Genomic DNA, 17,057 nt, shown 5'->3' with positions numbered 1-17,057 from the left:
CTGGGGGGAGGTGTTTGGCGACCGCGTGCTCGCGACGGCGATCCTGGATCGGGTCCTGCACCACGCCATCACCATCAATATCCGCGGACATTCGTACCGACTCAAGGACAAACTCAAAGCCGGACTCATGCGAATGGAGGAGGCTTCAACGACGACGTAACCCCAGTGTGGGGAATTTTCGATGACCATAACTGGGCACATTTGGGTGCCCCTTGACACACAGCTATCACAGCGCATTCATGGCAAACACCCGGCTGGCCCTGGTGGTGGACGTGCTGCCGAGCGCCCCGATGCATCACCTGCCGAGGCTCTGGGCGTGGCTGGATGCCTTGCCGAAGGAGGCACGCCCCGCCATGTTGCACGGGGACGTGGCCTTTGGCAACGCATCGGTGCTCCGCGCGGCCGAGGCTCGAGATCAGCCGTCTCTCACCAAGCTACGCGTCACGAAGCATGTGAAGGCCTTCATCAAGACGCTCTTCCGCTCCACTGCGTGGGAGGAGGCGGGGCAAGGTTGGGAAGGGGTCGAAGATACGCTGCGGCTGTCAGGCTGGAGCCGAACACGGCGTGTCATCGTGCTGCGCCGCCCCCTTACTGGCGAGCTGCTCATGACCGGGACGGACGCCGATCAATCGCGGTTCGACTTCATGGAGAGCGAGGTGCCGACCAAGCGCTATGAGTATGCCGTGCTGGTCACCTCAACCCGGTACGAGATCCTCGCCCTCGCCCAGCTCTATCGCGATCGGGCCGATGCCGAAAACACCTTTGACGAGCTGAAGAATCAATGGGGCTGGGGCGGCTTCACCACGCAGGAGCTGGCGCGCTGCCGGCTCATGGCACGGATGGTGGCACGGATCTCCACCTGGTGGACGCTGGTTGTGCGGCTCGCCCAGCCGCACAACCATTGTGAGGCGATCTCCAGTCGACCGCTCTTGTTGCATGGCGTCGCCACGCAAACCCACCACGCCGGACACACGCGCCTGACCATCACCAGCCTGCACGCGAAGCACTCAGCCATCCAAGCCGTGCTGACGAACTTGGCGGCCTTTCTGCGGACCCTCAAAGTGACTGCGGAGCAGTGGACCGATGCCGACCGCCTGCGGGCAATTCTCACCCGCGCGTTCGCCAGATTCATGCTCTCACCCGCAGGGCCTCCGACCTTGTTGAGCTCACAACCTGCGCCGACATGACACGTTGACCGCCGTTTTTAGGATAATGAGCAGTGGCTGGTCGAACGGCATGGGTTTCGCTCTCTGGCTCAGGTGCGCCGCGATCTGCTCACGACTCAGGAGGCCGCGTGACGACGCCGAGAGTCCATGCAAGCAGAACGATCGACGGACGCTCGCACAAACTTGACACACCCAGTTGCCCCAGGAGCGCCGATCACCGAGCGAGCCGACCAAGCCATCGGGTTGAGTATGGCTACAACCGTGTCCAAGAAATCAGGAGCGGTACACTGGGTCATTAACCGACGAACTGCAATGATTTCACACCAACGACGAGTTGGGTTTTCGTTTCGGTAGAGTAGTTCGTGTTCACTCTCAAGGCTCTGTATAGACGGGTATGGCTTCCAACGGAATTTCCTCTGTCACTACTTTCCTCTGCACCTCATACACATGGATGCAACGGTTGCTCATCGAGCGCAATATGGTAAACAGCCGATAGGCTGGAGCCATCGGCATCGGAACGGAGGGACAGGGGCAGAGCAACGAAAATCCTTGCAGCGTCAAGTGTCCCACCGATTCGATCATTCGGTCCGTAAGCCGCCTGACTTCGTGATCTGTCAGGCCGCCGGCACATAGCGTTTCAAGCAGGCCGGATATCACTGCCGTGCGAGCTTGATAACGCTCCAAGGCGCCAACCAAACACTGAGACATCAGCCGTTCCAATTGCCGCGCGCTGAAGGCTCGCGCCACATGGATCATCGCCAGCGCTTTCCGAGGCTGCTGGCGGCGGCTGCGAGCTAGTCTTCCGATGATGAACGTGTCGAACGCGTGGATTCCACCCAGAAACACGACTGGCTGCCCGGACAGGGCGCGATCGACGAGCGTTTGTGAGGCAATTCGTGAGGCAGCCGGATGACCATACAACACAGTCAGCCGATCAGATGGATTCAGCGGAACCACATGGATGGATGGACCTTCTGTTTCAGCTTTCGCAGGCCTGGACCGTGACGAGAGTTTGTGACGGAGACTTTCCCCGCCTGTGACCGGCAACTGCGCAGTTCCTCCTCTTGCTTCTGTGCCTCTCATACCACGGCCTTCTCCTACCCGCAGCATCCGCCGGCAAATACCTGCCGCTGTCGGTATGCATTCCAGCAGGTTGGGCAAAGCTGGACCATGGAATGCGTAAAGCCGTCGATCGATTCCATCCGCCGTTCGACCACGATTCCACAATCAGAACAGGGTCCTGTCGTCGTTGATGGTGAGCTATGTTCTTGGACCGTCATGACTCGCCAGCTTTGTATTCGAACGTATATGTTGATTACAGACTGTCGACATGAACCGGCTTCTCTGCTTGGATCGCATTACGCTTCGAAAACTCTCTACCAGTAATCCTATAGTGCTTAGTTGCAATCCCCACTGGATGCTCTGCAATCTGTTGTCCAGTGCTGCCACCGTTCTTTCCAAATCCATCAAGTGGTCTTTTATTAGGGTTGTTCGCTCTGTCGCGATCATCGTTGCTCCTTTCGAGTGATTAGACGGCGCAATGTCGAATGACACCGATGACAATGCCTTCGATATGAAACTCGTCCGATGGCCGGACGATAATCGGCTGCATCTGGTCGTTGGCCGGATGAAGTTCAATGCGCCCACTCTTCTTGAAATATGTCTTGATCGTGGCTTCGTGATTGACCAAGGCGACGACGGTTTGCCCGTTTTTAGCCGTTTCCTGTTTGCGCACGACTACCAGATCGCCGGGTAAAATCCCGTCATCTTTCATTGACTCGCCCTTTATCTTTAGGGCGAAGGTCTCACCGCCTCGCAACATGCTCGGTGGTATGTCCACGAGTTCCGCTTGCGACACCGGCTCGATGGGTGAGCCGGCTGCGACCAGGCCGGCCATGGGAATCTCGGTTTTCCGTCGCAATTGATCCAGCACCACCGATACAACACCGGGAATTTTCCGCATGCCGGTCTCATACCTCGCCACTGATACCCGCGTGGTGTGCAAGGCATCAGCAAGTTGCTGCTGTGTGAGCCCTAATCCTTCTCGAATACGTTTAAGGTCTCTCGGCTTCAGCATGTAACCATTGGTAACATGCTTGCTCCCTTCCTGTCAACAGGGCTCAGACGATCGCAAGACTTTTTCATAAAACGTTTCGAATTAGTTGGAAATGTTGATGAAACGATAACACCCCAAGATATGGTGTCTGAATCTCATTCCGTATCAATGACTAAAAACTAGGCAAGAAGCTCGTTGCAGTTGTATCTCGCCTCTTCGGGCGATAGGAATGAGTTTTGTCCACAGGCTTATTCCCAGAAACTGGGGAGAGGGTAGAGTGAGATCCGGGGATCCCCGCACCAGCCCTCCCCCCCTCATGAGAAGCGAGCGAGAGCCTGTGCCTAGGATTCGGTTGCGTTACTTTCCAACCATTACCTCGGTGGCCTTGATGGCGACCGTAGCTACCCCGCTCGGTTTATCAACCATGGGCGGTGAACTCTATGTAAACCCATCGGGTGCAGGCAACTGCACTGGGCCTCTCACTGTATCGTACAATCACGGATTGGGCACTTGATGTAGTAAAGGGCGGTGGCCACCTTTCAGATGACCAAACCCACCGGACCGAGACCCGGCACCGAACAGAGGCACCGTCGTGCACGAGCGGGGCATAGGGACCGGCGTCGAGTCAAGGCAGGCTTCACGTGACTTCATGATCCTCGGCTCCAAACAGAATAAGTCTACGAGTTACGCAGTTGAGGAGGGGAACGAGAACTCGGTCAACTCCGCCTTCTCCACCCCTCGTTTGACCAAGGTGGAGACATCGATCAAACGTTCAACCTTGTGCACATCGTCAAGGCGAGTTTTGGTACTCGGATGGGGAGGCACAAATAGCTTGCAACAGTCCTGGTCCGGCTCTATTGACGTCTCGTAGGTACCGAGACGTCTGGCTTCGTCGATGATCTCGCGTTTGTCCATGCCGATCAGTGGACGGAGGATCGGCAGCTCCGCTGCTTCTTCAATCGCACACAAATTCTGAGGCGTTTGAGAAGCCACTTGGCCTAGGCTATCGCCGGTCACTAACGCCCAACACTGCTCTCTTCTGGCCAGTTCCTCGGCGATCCGCACCATCATTCGCCGGTATAGCACGACTCGAAATGGAGCGGGCGTACTGAGGACGATTTCGCGTTGGATCTCTCCAAAGGGAACCACATAGAGACGCGATTCGTATTGAAAGGTGGTGAGGTTCCGCACAAGTTCGTGAACTTTTTCTTCCGAAGCTCGGCTGACCAATGGCCGTCCAGAAAAATGAATGAAAGAAGCAAGGCAGCCGCGTTTCACCATGCGATATGCGGCCACAGGTGAGTCGATCCCCCCCGAAATCAGGCAGGCGATCTTTCCGCTTACGCCGACCGGCATACCGCCGGGACCTTCGATCTTTTCCGCCGAGCAAAACGCTTCATTCGATAGGAGTTCGACATAAATGGTCAAGTCAGGATTCTTCAAGTTGACTTTCTTGCCGGTTCTGTTACAGACCGCTGCACCGAGCGCTTTTTCTATATCCATTGAAGTCAAAGCCAAACGCTTGTCGGCCCGTTTGGCTGTGACCCTGAACGTGGTGAAGGAGTGTGATTCAATCTCTTCGAGGACAGCCGTGGTGAGTGCATCCAGATTGGGATCACTTAATTCGAGCGGGACCACACGGCCCAGCGAAAAGTTGGCGATCCCGCATACAAGTCTGAGCCGGTCTCGAACCACACCGGGAGAGGCTTCTAGCGGGAGCCAGATCCGGATTCGACTGTGAAGGTTCTCGACCTGCCGAATTCCGACATCCTTGAGAGCAGTCCGAATGTTCTTAATGAGGCATCGCTCGAAGTAATCTCGATTATTTCCCTTAAGAGCAAGCTCGTGGTAATGGGCGATGACACAACGCATACTGGAGATAGGTTGAGGTCGAGGTTAAGGTGTAAGATCTTTTTTTCCGTGAAAGCTCAACCTTAGCCTCAACCTTGGCTTGAAGTTTCTAAGAACCGCTCGGCGTCGATCGCAGCCATGCAGCCGGTACCGGCCGCGGTAATGGCTTGGCGATAATGGGAGTCTTGCACATCCCCGGCCGCAAACACACCAGGGACATCGGTGGCTGTTCCATGATTGGTTATGAGATAGCCGGCGTGGTTCATCTTCAGCTGGCCTGCGAAGAGCGCTGTGTTCGGGCGGTGGCCGATCGCCAAAAAGAACCCGGCACAAGGCAAATCCAAGACTGTTCCGGTGATGATATTTCTGATGCGGGCACCAGACACGACATCCTGTCCAAGAACATCTTCGACGACGCTGTTCCAGACAAAGGTAATTTTTTCATTCTTCATGGCCCGGCCTTGCATGATTTTGGAAGCGCGAAGTTTGTCACGACGGTGAACAATCGACACTTTGGTGGCGAACTTGGTGAGAAACGTCGCTTCCTCCATTGCACTGTCTCCGCCGCCTACGACAACGAGTTCTTTGCCTTTAAAGAAAAACCCATCGCAGGTCGCGCAACTCGACACACCATGACCCCACAAGCGCTTTTCATTTGAGAGACCGAGTGTGATCGGAGAGGCGCCGGTCGCGATGATCAACGTCTTGGTTTCAAGGGTTTCCTCACCATCCACAACGACTTGAAAAGGCCGAGTCTTGAGATCAACCGATGTGACATCTCCAGTTTTGAAGACCGTTCCGAACCGCTCTGCTTGGGAGCGCATCTCTTTCATTAACTCCGGCCCCATGATGCCCTTTGCGAAACCAGGGTAGTTTTCGACTTCTGTGGTCGTCGTGAGCTGTCCACCCGCTTGCCAACCTTCGACGAGCAGGGGAGCGAGGTTTGCACGCGCAGCATAAATCGCTGCAGTGAGTCCGGCCGGACCGGATCCAATAATAACGACGGTATGCATGGTCATTGACTGTATCACAGCGAAGGAAGCAGAAGGTAGGACGTTATTGTGGCTTCATAGCAAGAGGCAGATGGAGGGAATTCTCCGGAAAGCAAACAGCCTGTCACAGGGAGCGAAAGTTTTCAAAAAGTCGGCTGACGTCCCTAGAAAGTCTTTGTCGATGCTTCGTTCCATCGAGTACGTAGTCTGCACGAAGTCGTTTCATCGCGAGCGGCATCTGACTGCGAATTCGTCGGAGAGCCTCGGTTCGGGTGAAGCCGTTCCGCTTTTTCAGTCGCATGATCTGGGTTTCGCGATCAGCTGTCACGACGACTGTCTTGTCTACCCGCTTATCGATACCGGCTTCGAAGAGCAAAGGGACATCGTAAATTACGACGGCATGCGGATTGCTTTGGGCCGCTTGTCTGGTGAGTCTGGCCTGTTCCTGGGCTACACGAGGGTGGATGATTTGTTCCAGCTTTCGAAGCTCTGTTCCGTCATGAAACACGATCTGCCCGAGGACTTGCCGGTTGATCGTTCTGTCAGAGTTCAAGACGGACTTTCCGAATCGGCGCATGATGTCTCGCCATGCCGGTTTGCCTGGCTGGACAACCTCACGCGCCAATTCATCGGCATCGATCACGATGGCACCGCATTTCTTGAACATCTTCGCCACGGTGCTTTTTCCAGTGGCGACGCCTCCGGTGAGTCCGATCAGGATCATGGCGGCGGAGCTTATCACGTGATCGGTTCGGCAAGAAACCGCGATTGACATCCTTGGTTCTCCGCTTGTAAGAATTTCGGTGTGCGACGAGTCCTCCTTATCGTAGCCGTTTGGTGTTTCATCGGTTCCGAGTCTGGTGTTGCCGAGACCGATGCCGTGCTGTCTAGTCCACGGACGATCACCGTTGCACTCGACGGATCGGGGGATTTCTATTCGATTCAAGAGGCAGTCGATAGTGCTGGGAAGGGCGACACGGTGCTGATCAAGGCAGGGACCTACGCTCAAGACTTGACCGTTCATAGCAAAGAGAAAGTCAAGATTGTCGGAGCGGGAGTCGACAAAGTCGTCTTGCTTGGACAAGATGAGCTGGTCGGTGTGCTGCATGTGGGTAAATGGCCGTATGGGGCGACGGATATTGAGATCAGCGGCCTCACGATCAAGGAGCATGGAGGGCATGCCCTCGGCATTTTCAACGGAAACCGCATCACGCTGCGTCAGGTTCATGTGAAAGGAATGGTCTTCGGTCAACAAGTAGAAGATGTTCGTATCGAAGACTGTGTGATCGGGGGGAGTGAGACGACGGGCGTGCACTTTTCTGATTCTCAGGTCCTTCTGATCGGAAATCTTATCCATGATAACGACCATGGTGTAAATGTGACCGGCAAGTCTTCGGTTCGGCTTGAGCGCAACGTCATCACCGGAAATTTGTTCGAGGCCGTCGTGATCGGCGACCAGGCAAAAGCGGTTTTGGTGAGTAATACTCTGGTTAAGAATGGTGGTGGAGCGGCATTCCTGGGTTTGTCCACGATTGAGGCATCGGGGAATATTCTGAGCCTCAATAAAGTGGGCTTTCTTATTGCCGCGTCGAGTCAGACCAAGATCTCGTACAACGCGTTGTTCAATAATGAGGTGAACTACATGCGAGCCGGGTCGCCGAACATTCATGCGCCGGAACTCCAGGCTGAGTCGGACATAACTACCGATCCACATTTTGTAGATGCCGAACATGACGACTTTCGACTGAAGCCAGACACGACTTTGGTCAATCGCGGAACGTTTCGTTACCTTGGAGCGCTTCCTCCGCTTCTGATCCCCGCGCAAAATCGCTAATAACCACAGTTGAAACAATGAGTTAGAGCGTGCCTCTGATCTGGGGGAATGCGTATGGTATGCTGTCTGTGTAGCACGAATCCTTCCGGTTCATTCCTCAATTAAAGTAACGTCACAAGCGCGCCGAGAAGGATTCAACCAGGAGGTCTCCCTTGGCTAGCTTCCGCAGTAATCTTGAAAAGCCGTCGGGTGAAGGCATCCCCTCGCTCATGGATATGGAGTCCGGCAAGTTGGTCGGGGCTGTGCTCCCTATGTCTGAACAGGCCCAAATCCAGATGCGGAACAGTATCGAAGTCATTGAATATCTGCTAAATCAGGAACGAGTGATCTGGAGCTAAGCACTCGATCTCCTCGACCTAGCGGTTTTTTTCAGTGCGATCTCCCAAAATTATTCAGTGTTTCCTCTAGCACGACGACTCGTGTAAGACTCCCACTTTCGGCACGAGTCACGACTAATACGTTCCTCAGATAAACATACGAGAGACCGAAAAGAGGAATGAGTCCAGGTCTTTGCGTCCAGCGAACACCGGCTAGTTTCTTGTCCGCAGGGCGGTGCATCGTAGCGTCTTCGCCCTTCTAACTCGTGCGTACGGTAAGGAGGTCCAGTGGAGAAAACAGCTCGGACATCTTCTCGTTCTCAAGCTTTTCAAGACGCTGAGCAGCAACGGCTTGGCGAAGATGCGGTTCGCAAGCAGCACTGGAAGCGGTGGGGGCCTTACTTGAGCGAACGTGCCTGGGGAACGGTGCGTGAGGACTATAGTCCCCACGGAACGGCATGGGAAGCCTTTCCTCATGATCATGCGCGTTCCCGCGCCTATCGGTGGAACGAAGACGGACTAGCCGGAATTTCAGATCGCCACCAATATATCTGTTTTGCCGTCGCTCTTTGGAATGGACGCGATCCCATTCTGAAGGAGCGCGTGTTCGGTTTGACCGGTAGCGAAGGGAATCACGGGGAAGATGTAAAAGAGCATTATTTCTATTTAGATTCAACGCCAACACATTCGTACATGAAGTATCTCTATAAGTATCCTCAGGCGGAATTTCCGTATGCCAGGCTCGTAGAGGAAAATCGAAGTCGGAGACGTGAAGAGCCTGAATATGAGCTGATCGATACCGGAGTTTTCGATGAGCATCGCTACTTCGATGTGGTGGTGGAATATGCGAAGGCGACGCCGGAGGAGCTTCTTATCCGTATTCAAGTGACGAACCGAGGCCCGGATTGTGCCGAATTAACGCTGTTACCCACTCTTTGGTTTCGGAACACTTGGTCGTGGGGAATCGATGCTCGTCGGCCGAGAGTGCGTGAAGGAAAAGCTGTCGATGGGATGAGCGTAATTGAATTGGATCACGAGTATTATGGAGAACGTCGCCTCTGGTGTGAAGGAAAGCCTCAGCTGCTCTTTACTGAGAATGAGACAAATACGCGCCGATTATACGGTGATCAAGATGGCGCTAAGTACGTGAAGGATAGTTTTCATGACTACATAGTCCACGGTCGAACAGATGCGATCAATCCTGAGAAGGTCGGCTCAAAGGCTGCCGCCCAGTATCAGTTATCACTGTCCCGAGGAGCATCGGAGATCATTCGCCTGCATCTGACCAATCGAACCGAGGTGGTTGGATTTAAAGTTCAAGCGTTCAATGAACTCTTCGCACAACGTATTCATGAAGCCGATGAGTTTTATGATGAACTGGCTCCGGCTGATCTCTCCGAGGATGCAAGGCTGGTACAACGGCAGGCGTTCGCAGGTTTACTGTGGAGCAAACAGTTCTACCATTATGACCTGAAACGCTGGCTCGTCGGCGATCCAGGGATGCCGGACCCTCCCCATGAACGTCTCCATGGACGGAACTCCGACTGGACACACCTTTACAATGCCGACGTGATCTCTATGCCGGACAAATGGGAGTATCCCTGGTATGCGGCCTGGGACCTGGCATTCCATTGCATTCCGCTCGCCCTTGTTGACTCAACATTCGCGAAAGAACAGCTCATTCTGATGCTCAGAGAATGGTACATGCACCCCAACGGTCAGATTCCGGCATATGAGTGGGCGTTTGGCGACGTCAACCCGCCGGTTCATGCCTGGGCTGCATGGCGAGTTTATAAGATCGAGAGGAAACGAAGAGGAGTCGGTGATCGGGTTTTCCTCGAACGAGTGTTCCATAAACTGTTGTTGAATTTTACGTGGTGGGTCAATCGAAAAGATGCCGAGGGAAAGAATATTTTCCAAGGTGGGTTTTTGGGACTCGACAACATCGGCGTCTTTGATCGGAGCGCTCCGTTGCCGACCGGTGGCCATATCGAACAGTCGGACGCGACAAGTTGGATGGGAATGTATTGTCTCAATATGCTCTCGATCGCACTCGAGTTGGCTCGCGAAAATCGAGCATATGAAGATGTCGCGAGCAAGTTCTTTGAGCACTTTGTCTACATCTGCCGAGCCATGAACAACATCGGCGGGGAAAAAATCGAGCTCTGGAATAAAGAAGACGGATTTTTCTATGATGTGCTGCATCTTCCAGATGGACGAACCTTTCCGCTTAAGGTCCGGTCTCTCGTTGGACTGATCCCGCTTTTCGCCGTAGAAACACTGGACTCTGAGTTAGTCGATAGCCTCCCACGGTTTAAGCACCGCATGCAGTGGTTCATCGAAAATCGCCCGGACTTCAGCGCTCACGTCGAGACCCATTCACATGACGGGGGAGTACGGAGATTCTTGTCTCTGGTCAACCCCACAAGACTCAAGTCGGTGTTGCGGTACATGCTCGACGAAGAAGAATTTCTCTCCCCGTACGGCATCCGGGCGCTCTCACGCTACCACAAGGACCATCCCTATGTGCTTTCCATCCTGGGCAGAGACTATCGTGTCGATTATGAACCTGCCGAATCAAGCACGGGGTTATTCGGGGGGAATTCGAATTGGCGAGGCCCCATCTGGTTTCCGGTCAACTATCTCCTGATCGAATCGCTGCAGAAGTTCCACTACTATCTTGGGGATGAGTACAGGGTGGAGTATCCGGTACGCTCCGGTCAATTCGTCTCCTTAAACGAGGTGGCTTCCGAACTGTCGCGCCGGCTGACTCATATTTTCCTCCGCGATAAAACCGGCCGACGTCCGGTTTACGGAGGCGCGAACAAACTCCACGAAGATCTTTTCTGGCGAGACGCCATTCTTTTCTACGAGTATTTTCATGGCAATACCGGTGCCGGTATCGGGGCCAGTCATCAGACAGGATGGACCGGGCTTGTTGCCAAGTTGATTCAGCAGTCGGGGGAGTGAGGTCGGCGCCGATGAAAGTTGAGAAGGTAGATTGTCGGAATGTCGATCGCGCACTGAGCTTCGAATGGCTGGAGACAAACGGTCGTGGGGGATTTGCATCGGGAACCCGTTCGAGTGCCAATACGAGACTCCGGAGTACCGATTACGACCGGAGTAGCCCACTCCTCTCGCCACAAATGAGCCGTTGCCACATCGGAGCGATAACTGAACCGTCTGCTTCTTGCTCTCTTGACAGAGTTCGGAGGTATCCGTAGTCTGAACGTGCTGGATATGTTGGGAGGACTCAGTACGATGGCATTCTTTATACCGAACCGAAATGGCTGGCCGGTCATTGCATACACGGTGATGTTGTCGCTGTTAGGTTTTACCGCACCTTGCGTGATCTTTGCCGACGAGATGCCAAAGGAGTCCGTGTTGCCGCTTGGAGCAGCGAACAAGGCGGTTCACGCAGCATTAGAGGCCTGCAAGAAAGATGGATATCGAGTGAGCGTTTCCGTGGTGGATCGTGGCGGCGTCCTTCGCGCGATGGGACGTGCCGACGGTGCGGGGCCGCATACAGTAGATAGCAGCCGGAAGAAGGCCTATACGGCAGCAAGTGTGCGACGCCCTACCAGCGAGTTAGCCGATCTCATCACGAAAGTTCCCACGTTGCAGGCCCTTCGTGACATGAATGGCGAGATCCTGATACTGGGTGGAGGGCTCCCCATCGAGATCGGTGGAGAGATTATTGGGGGAATCGGTGTTGGTGGAGCACCGGGTGCCCATCTGGATGATGCTTGCGCCCAGGAGGGCCTCGACGCGATTGGGGCAGCGGCCAAGGTGCCTACACCCAAGTGAGAGAGCGACTGTGGGCTACGGTGGTGGGGAGTGTGATGCTGCTGGTTGTGGGTTGCAACAGCAAGACTCCTGAGCCCGCCTCCGTAGTAATTCCTTCAGTGCAACTTCGACTGACTATCGTTAGAACAGCAACAGACCCATTTCTCCCACGATTTAATCTCACCTTGAACGTCAGAGGTCCAGGGGGCTGTTCCTCGACAACCGAGTTGTTTCCCGATACCGGGCATGTGGGTCGGCGGAACATTTATCACGCGCCAAAAGGCATGGTGTATGTGATCGGACAGTACGATGCGCGCATAGTCGATTCACAGGACTGTCACACAAGCCTGTCGGAATTTCGCCATCTCGATCGTAATGTCGTGTTCGTTGGGAGCTTTGATCAGAATGAAGAACAGCAGTGGGCCTACTTTGCCGCTGCTCATCGCCCCGAGCTACCATTCGAAAAACGCTAAGATCCTTCTCCATCACTTATGTTGAGGAATGTTGACAGTATGCAGCAACCGATCGTCGGGTATCATCAGGATGAGTACGGAGATTGGGTGGCGGATCTGGCCTGTGGTCATGGACAACACGTCCGGCACCAACCCCCATTCACGAATCGCCCTTGGGTGCTCACCGCCGACGGACGGGATCAGTATTTGGGTACCCTTTTGAATTGCAAGAAGTGCGAGGAACCGGCTGCTGATCCTCCACCGACTTCGGGATGAATTCCGCCCCATCCGTTCTCCTCCGTCACGAACACTCCATATTACTTGGCCGGTGGCGGCCTCAATGATACTGCGAATCACCGAGAGATCGTGGAGCGTCATGGCAATTGTCAACAAGGCGGCAAAGTCACAGTCGCACAAGACGAATTGCTGCATATGAACTTCTGCTTGAAATGATGACCGTCGGCACTCAACTCGCGGTCGACACAGCTCCAGCGGGGGTATCGTGAGACAGCGTCCGGCCCTCCATTTTCTTTCATCATGACGCGAAGAAAAATAGGCCGATCGGACCGTGGCTTACGGCAGAGCCGTTCGGACCTCTTGACAGGGAGTGAGAGTTTGTTTGACAACCGTCGGCAGGCTCTCAAGGCTGATCAGGGAATCCATGCTGTCCCAACGATACCAAATTGCCGTTTTGCTTGGGCTGGTGACGCTCTTGAGCTGCTATTTGCTGTTGCCGTTGGGTGCCTCCTATCTCTTAGCGAATAGACTTCGTGACTATGGGTACCGCAACGTCATCCTCCAGCTCGGCTATCCGGGCTGGGGGCGCACGCGCATTCCTGTCGTCTCGTTTCAGCAGGATTTGGGCCAGGAACGACTGATGGTCTCGCTGACGGATGCGGAGATCCGCTATGACCCGGCCCAGCTCCTTCACGGGCGTGTCGGTCGCATCGTCTTGCGAGACACGGCAATCCATGTGTTGAACGTGCAGTCCACAGATCCCTCCGCACAAGATGCGAAGGATACGGAGCGGCTTGGTGACATGGAATCACCGTGGCGGCTGTTGACGGCGGGGGATCTCTTACGCAATCTCCCGATCCTCCCGTTCGACGAGTTGCAGCTGGATCATCTCACCATTTTTCGTGAGCAGGCGACGGGGCCGCTTCGTAGAGTGACGATTGATGGGAATCTGACCTATATCGGCAGAGAGCTGGGAGGTCACCTCGCGTTTCGTGGACGTGATACCGCATCTTACGGCCTCGTCGTAGTAGGGCATTCCGCCAGTACCTGGTCGGTGACCTTGGCGTCGCAACGATCGCAAGCGGCGCCGATTGTTTCCTTGCGGTCACAAGCACGTCCAAACGGCTCAGAGATTCAAATCAATGGGAGCTTTCAGGTCAATGTACAAGAACTTGCTCCATTCATCGCACTCCTTGTCCCGATCGGGTCGGAGCTGGAGAAGGTGACGGGAGAGGTGGCGATAGACTGGTCTGGGATTGCCGATGCGGAGGCCGCACTCAGCTCTTTGTGGGAAGACGAACGCACACATCTGGACGGCACGATGCGAGTCAATGTCACGCTGCCGGCTCTGAAAGGCGTGGCCAAGGATATTGCGGTCGCTTATGCGGGTAGATTCGGAGGGAATGCCACTCAGGTCGACTGGGCCCTGAGTCCCAGTGTCGTACTGACCGCGACGATCAATACCCAACCGCGCATTATCCCCGAAGCAGTTCGCTTGATACTTCCTCCTGGGGATCAGCCGGTGCGGATTGAGAACAAGAAACCTGTGCAAGGGACTTTCTATTGGAAGGAAACCCCCATACGTACGGTTGCGCAAGGACCGTTGCATGTGACGTACGGTCGGATACCGGGACCATTGGTTGCGCAGTTCGAAACGACCCGCGCCGAGGGCCTTGGAAATGAGTTGGTGTCCGTCGAAGGAGCCTATTACCTGGAGGGGATCCTTCCGAAGGCCATTGCCGATCGGTTTTCAGCGAAAGAGGCGATAGGAGGAGTTCAGGGGACGGTAAAGTTGGCTCGGACATATATACGTGGAGTGCTATTACCGCCATCTTCAATTACGGCGAAACAGATCGGACATGGCCCCACACTCATTTCAAATGTTACGTTGAATCTGTCGGAACCGCTGGCAGTTGAATGCGATCTGACGACGATCCACTGCAGTGGGGGAGCGATGATCGCGACGGTTCGGGCTCCAACGGTGAGACTAAGTGGTCAAAACTTTCACATCGCGCAAGGCGTCTTGAGACTTCAGGAGGCAGAAACGACCAAGGCGGCATGGGCTGCGCAGGGGACCTTGTCGGTCGCCGGGGTGAGTCCGGAACAGGGTTCTTGGTGGCCTTCAACGAGTGATTGGGCGGTTACGTTTTCGGCTGATCAGAACGGCATCAGGGCCGACCTTCGAGTCGATACCCCGATGCACGCGGGGTTGATGACCGCCAGGATCGAACAGCCGCTGCAGAAGGCGCAAGGAGTCATGCACGGTGTCATCGGTCCGCTGACGTTCAACGACACCGATCAGCGGCTCAGTCGGATGATCATGGGTCTTCCCCCTTCAACCGATCTCATCGATGGAATGTTCACGGCCGCCGTCGATGCGTCCTGGTCGAGCGGCTTCCCTGACCGGATCAATATGATGAATGCGGTATCAGCGACCGCGAAGGTAGTGGCCGAGAACCTGTCCGGTCACTACTCCGATTATGCCGTGAAGGGCTTGAACACCACGCTGATGGTATCTACCCAGGGGTTTGAGTCAATTGTCATGACACAACCGGCCTCGATCTTCGTGGCGGCAGTACAGAGCGGTGTAGATGTCGCCGATCTTACGGCTTCCTACCAGATAAGATGGAAGTTGTCGGATGATTTGCCGATTGTCGATGTCGGTGACTTCCAGTGTGAAATATTCGGAGGAACGATCAGTAATCCAGGTACTGTGGTAGACTTGACCAAGCCACCGGTCACAACGACGTTTTCTCTGCAGAATCTTGATCTCGCAAAAATTCTCAGCGTGGAACAACAGAAGGGACTAGAGGGAACCGGAACACTCCACGGGACCCTTCCTGTTACCATCACGGCGGGTGGGATCATCGTGAAAGACGGAGTGATCGAGGCACAGCCTCCCGGTGGTACCATACGGTACGCATCGACCCTCGAATCTTCAAAGATGCTTTCAGAATCAGATCGGCAACTTCAGCTCGTCGCGCAAGCGCTCAATAACTTTCAGTACTCGCTGTTGCGCGCCGATGTGCAATACGGCGAAACCGGAATGTTGGACCTGAATGCTCGGTTGGAAGGCAGGAATCCGGATCTCAGGAATACTCCCCCGATTCACTTCAACCTGACTGTGCAGGAGCACATCCCCACGCTCCTCAAAAGCCTTCGCATGGTCGAGGATATCCACGGGACCGCCGAAAGAAAGTACAAACGACAAGGGTCATTATGAATCGAGCCATGCAGAGCGGAACCATACGGATAGGCGTCGGCGTGTCGGTGTGGCTCATGTTTCTCCTGACCTTAGCTGCTTGTACTCCACGAGGGGAGGTTGCCGCGCCGGAGAAACCGATCACGATCAATCTCAATGTGAAGATTGATCATGAGATTCGACTGAAAGTCGACAAAGACTTGGATCAGATCCTGTCGAACGAGAGCGGACTGTTGGATGAAGCGAAAGGAAAGGGGGTGGTCGGGGAGAAGAGTAACGGCTATCTGGGGGCGGTTGACCCATCCAATGCTGAAGCTCAAGCGGTGCTAGTGGGCGTCAATCAGAAGCGGCGGCAGGCCTATGAAGATATCGCAAAGCGAAACCTCATCAGCGTCCAAACGGTAGAAACGCTCGCCGGAGATAAATTCATTCAGAATGCTAAGCCGGGAAATTTTATTGAACGTCCGGGTGGGTGGATCAAGAAATAACCACTATCCGTAACGATCGTTCTTCCACGGGAGCGCGCGGTTGGAATACCCGCGGACTTCCCAAAACCCTTTCTCATCCTTATCCGAAAACGTAATGTCCTTGACCCACTTCGCACCCTTCCAGGCATAGCGTTTCGGAACGATCACGCGTACCGGCCCCCCATGGTCCCGGGACAGGGGTTTGCCGTTCCAGCTATGGGCCAGCAGCACATCGTCATCGTCACAGGCCTCAAGCGGGAGGTTCGTCGTGTAGTCGTCGTAGGACTTGAAGAGGACAAATCGCGCAAGCGACAGCGGTTTCACGACGGAAATGATGTGTTTGAAGCTCACGCCTTCCCAGTCGTTGTCATAACGGCTCCATGAAGTAACGCAATGGAAGTCCGACCGGCTTTTAAATTGAGGTTGTGTCAGGAATTGCTCCCATATCAAGACAAGCGGGTCAGCGACAAATCCGCCGATGCTGAGCCTCCAGTCGCCTAATGGAATCTCCGGCTTGAAGCCTAGGTCCAGTACAGGAAAGCTGTCGACGAGATGTTGGCCTGGAGGTAAACGATCATCGCCGTCATAAAAGACTTCTCGTTCTTCTCCGCCTCGCCGAGCCCGAGCCCATTGTTCTTTGGTCCTTGTAAGGCGACTCTCTTCCATAGATCGACCCTCCTGTCATGAGAGTAGTCCA

General features: G+C 54.6%; 16 protein-coding genes. 9 read left to right on the top strand and 7 right to left on the bottom strand.

Annotated elements, in window-relative coordinates:
• On the top strand, positions 1–160 hold a 160-nt coding region (locus P0120_14985), incomplete at its 5' end, for an ATP-binding protein (GenBank protein ID MDF0675626.1).
• Positions 161–212: 52 nt separating this feature from the next.
• Complete coding sequence (locus P0120_14980; protein MDF0675625.1) at positions 213–1,187, top strand: transposase; 975 nt, start codon at positions 213–215, stop codon at positions 1,185–1,187.
• Positions 1,188–1,538: 351 nt separating this feature from the next.
• On the opposite strand, the gene P0120_14975 is transcribed toward P0120_14980, so the two are convergent.
• The 5 genes from P0120_14975 to coaE all read right to left on the bottom strand — a co-directional run bounded on the left by P0120_14975 (position 1,539) and on the right by coaE (position 6,840).
• Positions 1,539–2,249 carry a hypothetical protein gene (locus P0120_14975; GenBank protein MDF0675624.1) on the bottom strand — a complete coding sequence of 237 codons (711 nt, stop codon included), beginning with the start codon at positions 2,247–2,249 and terminating at the stop codon, positions 1,539–1,541.
• A gap of 445 nt (positions 2,250–2,694) precedes the next feature.
• On the bottom strand, positions 2,695–3,243 hold the full coding sequence (gene lexA, locus P0120_14970) for a transcriptional repressor LexA (GenBank protein MDF0675623.1): 549 nt from the start codon (positions 3,241–3,243) through the stop codon (positions 2,695–2,697).
• A 663-nt stretch (positions 3,244–3,906) separates the two neighbouring features.
• Positions 3,907–5,094: a tRNA 4-thiouridine(8) synthase ThiI gene (gene thiI, locus P0120_14965; protein MDF0675622.1), complete on the bottom strand. Its 1,188-nt coding sequence runs from the start codon at positions 5,092–5,094 to the stop codon at positions 3,907–3,909.
• A gap of 68 nt (positions 5,095–5,162) precedes the next feature.
• Entirely contained in the window at positions 5,163–6,092 is a 930-nt protein-coding gene (gene trxB / locus P0120_14960; GenBank protein MDF0675621.1) for a thioredoxin-disulfide reductase, read from the bottom strand.
• 97 nt (positions 6,093–6,189) lie between these two features.
• Positions 6,190–6,840, bottom strand: coding sequence for a dephospho-CoA kinase (gene coaE / locus P0120_14955; protein MDF0675620.1), 651 nt, complete (start codon positions 6,838–6,840; stop codon positions 6,190–6,192).
• Between the two features lie 30 nt (positions 6,841–6,870).
• Here coaE and P0120_14950 point away from each other — a divergent pair, with 30 nt between their 5' ends.
• The 5 genes from P0120_14950 to P0120_14930 all read left to right on the top strand — a co-directional run bounded on the left by P0120_14950 (position 6,871) and on the right by P0120_14930 (position 12,475).
• The gene (locus P0120_14950; GenBank protein MDF0675619.1) at positions 6,871–7,899 is read left to right on the top strand and encodes a pectinesterase family protein; all 1,029 of its coding nucleotides are present in this window, start codon (positions 6,871–6,873) and stop codon (positions 7,897–7,899) included.
• A 152-nt stretch (positions 7,900–8,051) separates the two neighbouring features.
• Positions 8,052–8,237, top strand: coding sequence for a hypothetical protein (locus P0120_14945; GenBank protein MDF0675618.1), 186 nt, complete (start codon positions 8,052–8,054; stop codon positions 8,235–8,237).
• A 267-nt stretch (positions 8,238–8,504) separates the two neighbouring features.
• Positions 8,505–11,186, top strand: a complete 2,682-nt coding sequence (locus P0120_14940) for a glucosidase (GenBank protein MDF0675617.1) — start codon at positions 8,505–8,507, stop codon at positions 11,184–11,186.
• A 291-nt stretch (positions 11,187–11,477) separates the two neighbouring features.
• Complete coding sequence (locus P0120_14935) at positions 11,478–12,023, top strand: heme-binding protein (protein ID MDF0675616.1); 546 nt, start codon at positions 11,478–11,480, stop codon at positions 12,021–12,023.
• A complete protein-coding gene (locus tag P0120_14930; protein MDF0675615.1) occupies positions 12,020–12,475 on the top strand; it encodes a hypothetical protein in 456 nt (151 codons plus the stop codon). The genes P0120_14935 and P0120_14930 overlap by 4 nt, the downstream gene beginning before the upstream one ends.
• A 12-nt stretch (positions 12,476–12,487) precedes the next feature.
• On the opposite strand, the gene P0120_14925 is transcribed toward P0120_14930, so the two are convergent.
• Positions 12,488–12,886 (bottom strand): hypothetical protein, encoded by a 399-nt coding sequence (locus P0120_14925; GenBank protein MDF0675614.1) that lies wholly within the window; start codon positions 12,884–12,886, stop codon positions 12,488–12,490.
• 229 nt (positions 12,887–13,115) lie between these two features.
• Between P0120_14925 and P0120_14920 the strand changes: the two genes are divergently transcribed.
• Positions 13,116–15,914 carry a YdbH domain-containing protein gene (locus P0120_14920; protein ID MDF0675613.1) on the top strand — a complete coding sequence of 933 codons (2,799 nt, stop codon included), beginning with the start codon at positions 13,116–13,118 and terminating at the stop codon, positions 15,912–15,914.
• Positions 15,911–16,381, top strand: coding sequence for a YnbE family lipoprotein (locus tag P0120_14915; GenBank protein MDF0675612.1), 471 nt, complete (start codon positions 15,911–15,913; stop codon positions 16,379–16,381). Before P0120_14920 ends, P0120_14915 begins: the two co-directional genes overlap by 4 nt.
• 3 nt (positions 16,382–16,384) lie before the next feature.
• Here P0120_14915 and P0120_14910 read toward each other — a convergent pair whose 3' ends face one another.
• Positions 16,385–17,026: a sulfite oxidase-like oxidoreductase gene (locus P0120_14910; GenBank protein MDF0675611.1), complete on the bottom strand. Its 642-nt coding sequence runs from the start codon at positions 17,024–17,026 to the stop codon at positions 16,385–16,387.
• Positions 17,027–17,057 lie beyond the last annotated feature (31 nt).

Origin of the sequence: Nitrospira sp. (genome assembly GCA_029194675.1) — a bacterium.
Classification (GTDB): Bacteria; Nitrospirota; Nitrospiria; order Nitrospirales; family Nitrospiraceae; genus Nitrospira_D.
The sequence above is the reverse complement of the archived record's forward strand: the minus strand, read 5'-3'. Positions and strand labels throughout refer to the sequence as shown.

Bases quoted from the DNA above. Each gene is read 5' to 3' on its own strand.
- thiI (MDF0675622.1), bottom strand. From the start codon at position 5,094: ATGCGTTGTGTCATCGCCCATTACCACGAGCTTGCTCTTAAGGGAAAT.
- P0120_14915 (MDF0675612.1), top strand. From the start codon at position 15,911: ATGAATCGAGCCATGCAGAGCGGAACCATACGGATAGGCGTCGGCGTG.
- P0120_14975 (MDF0675624.1), bottom strand. From the start codon at position 2,249: ATGAGAGGCACAGAAGCAAGAGGAGGAACTGCGCAGTTGCCGGTCACA.
- P0120_14910 (MDF0675611.1), bottom strand. From the start codon at position 17,026: ATGGAAGAGAGTCGCCTTACAAGGACCAAAGAACAATGGGCTCGGGCT.
- P0120_14920 (MDF0675613.1), top strand. From the start codon at position 13,116: ATGCTGTCCCAACGATACCAAATTGCCGTTTTGCTTGGGCTGGTGACG.
- P0120_14935 (MDF0675616.1), top strand. From the start codon at position 11,478: ATGGCATTCTTTATACCGAACCGAAATGGCTGGCCGGTCATTGCATAC.
- lexA (MDF0675623.1), bottom strand. From the start codon at position 3,243: ATGCTGAAGCCGAGAGACCTTAAACGTATTCGAGAAGGATTAGGGCTC.
- P0120_14925 (MDF0675614.1), bottom strand. From the start codon at position 12,886: ATGCAGCAATTCGTCTTGTGCGACTGTGACTTTGCCGCCTTGTTGACA.
- coaE (MDF0675620.1), bottom strand. From the start codon at position 6,840: ATGTCAATCGCGGTTTCTTGCCGAACCGATCACGTGATAAGCTCCGCC.
- trxB (MDF0675621.1), bottom strand. From the start codon at position 6,092: ATGACCATGCATACCGTCGTTATTATTGGATCCGGTCCGGCCGGACTC.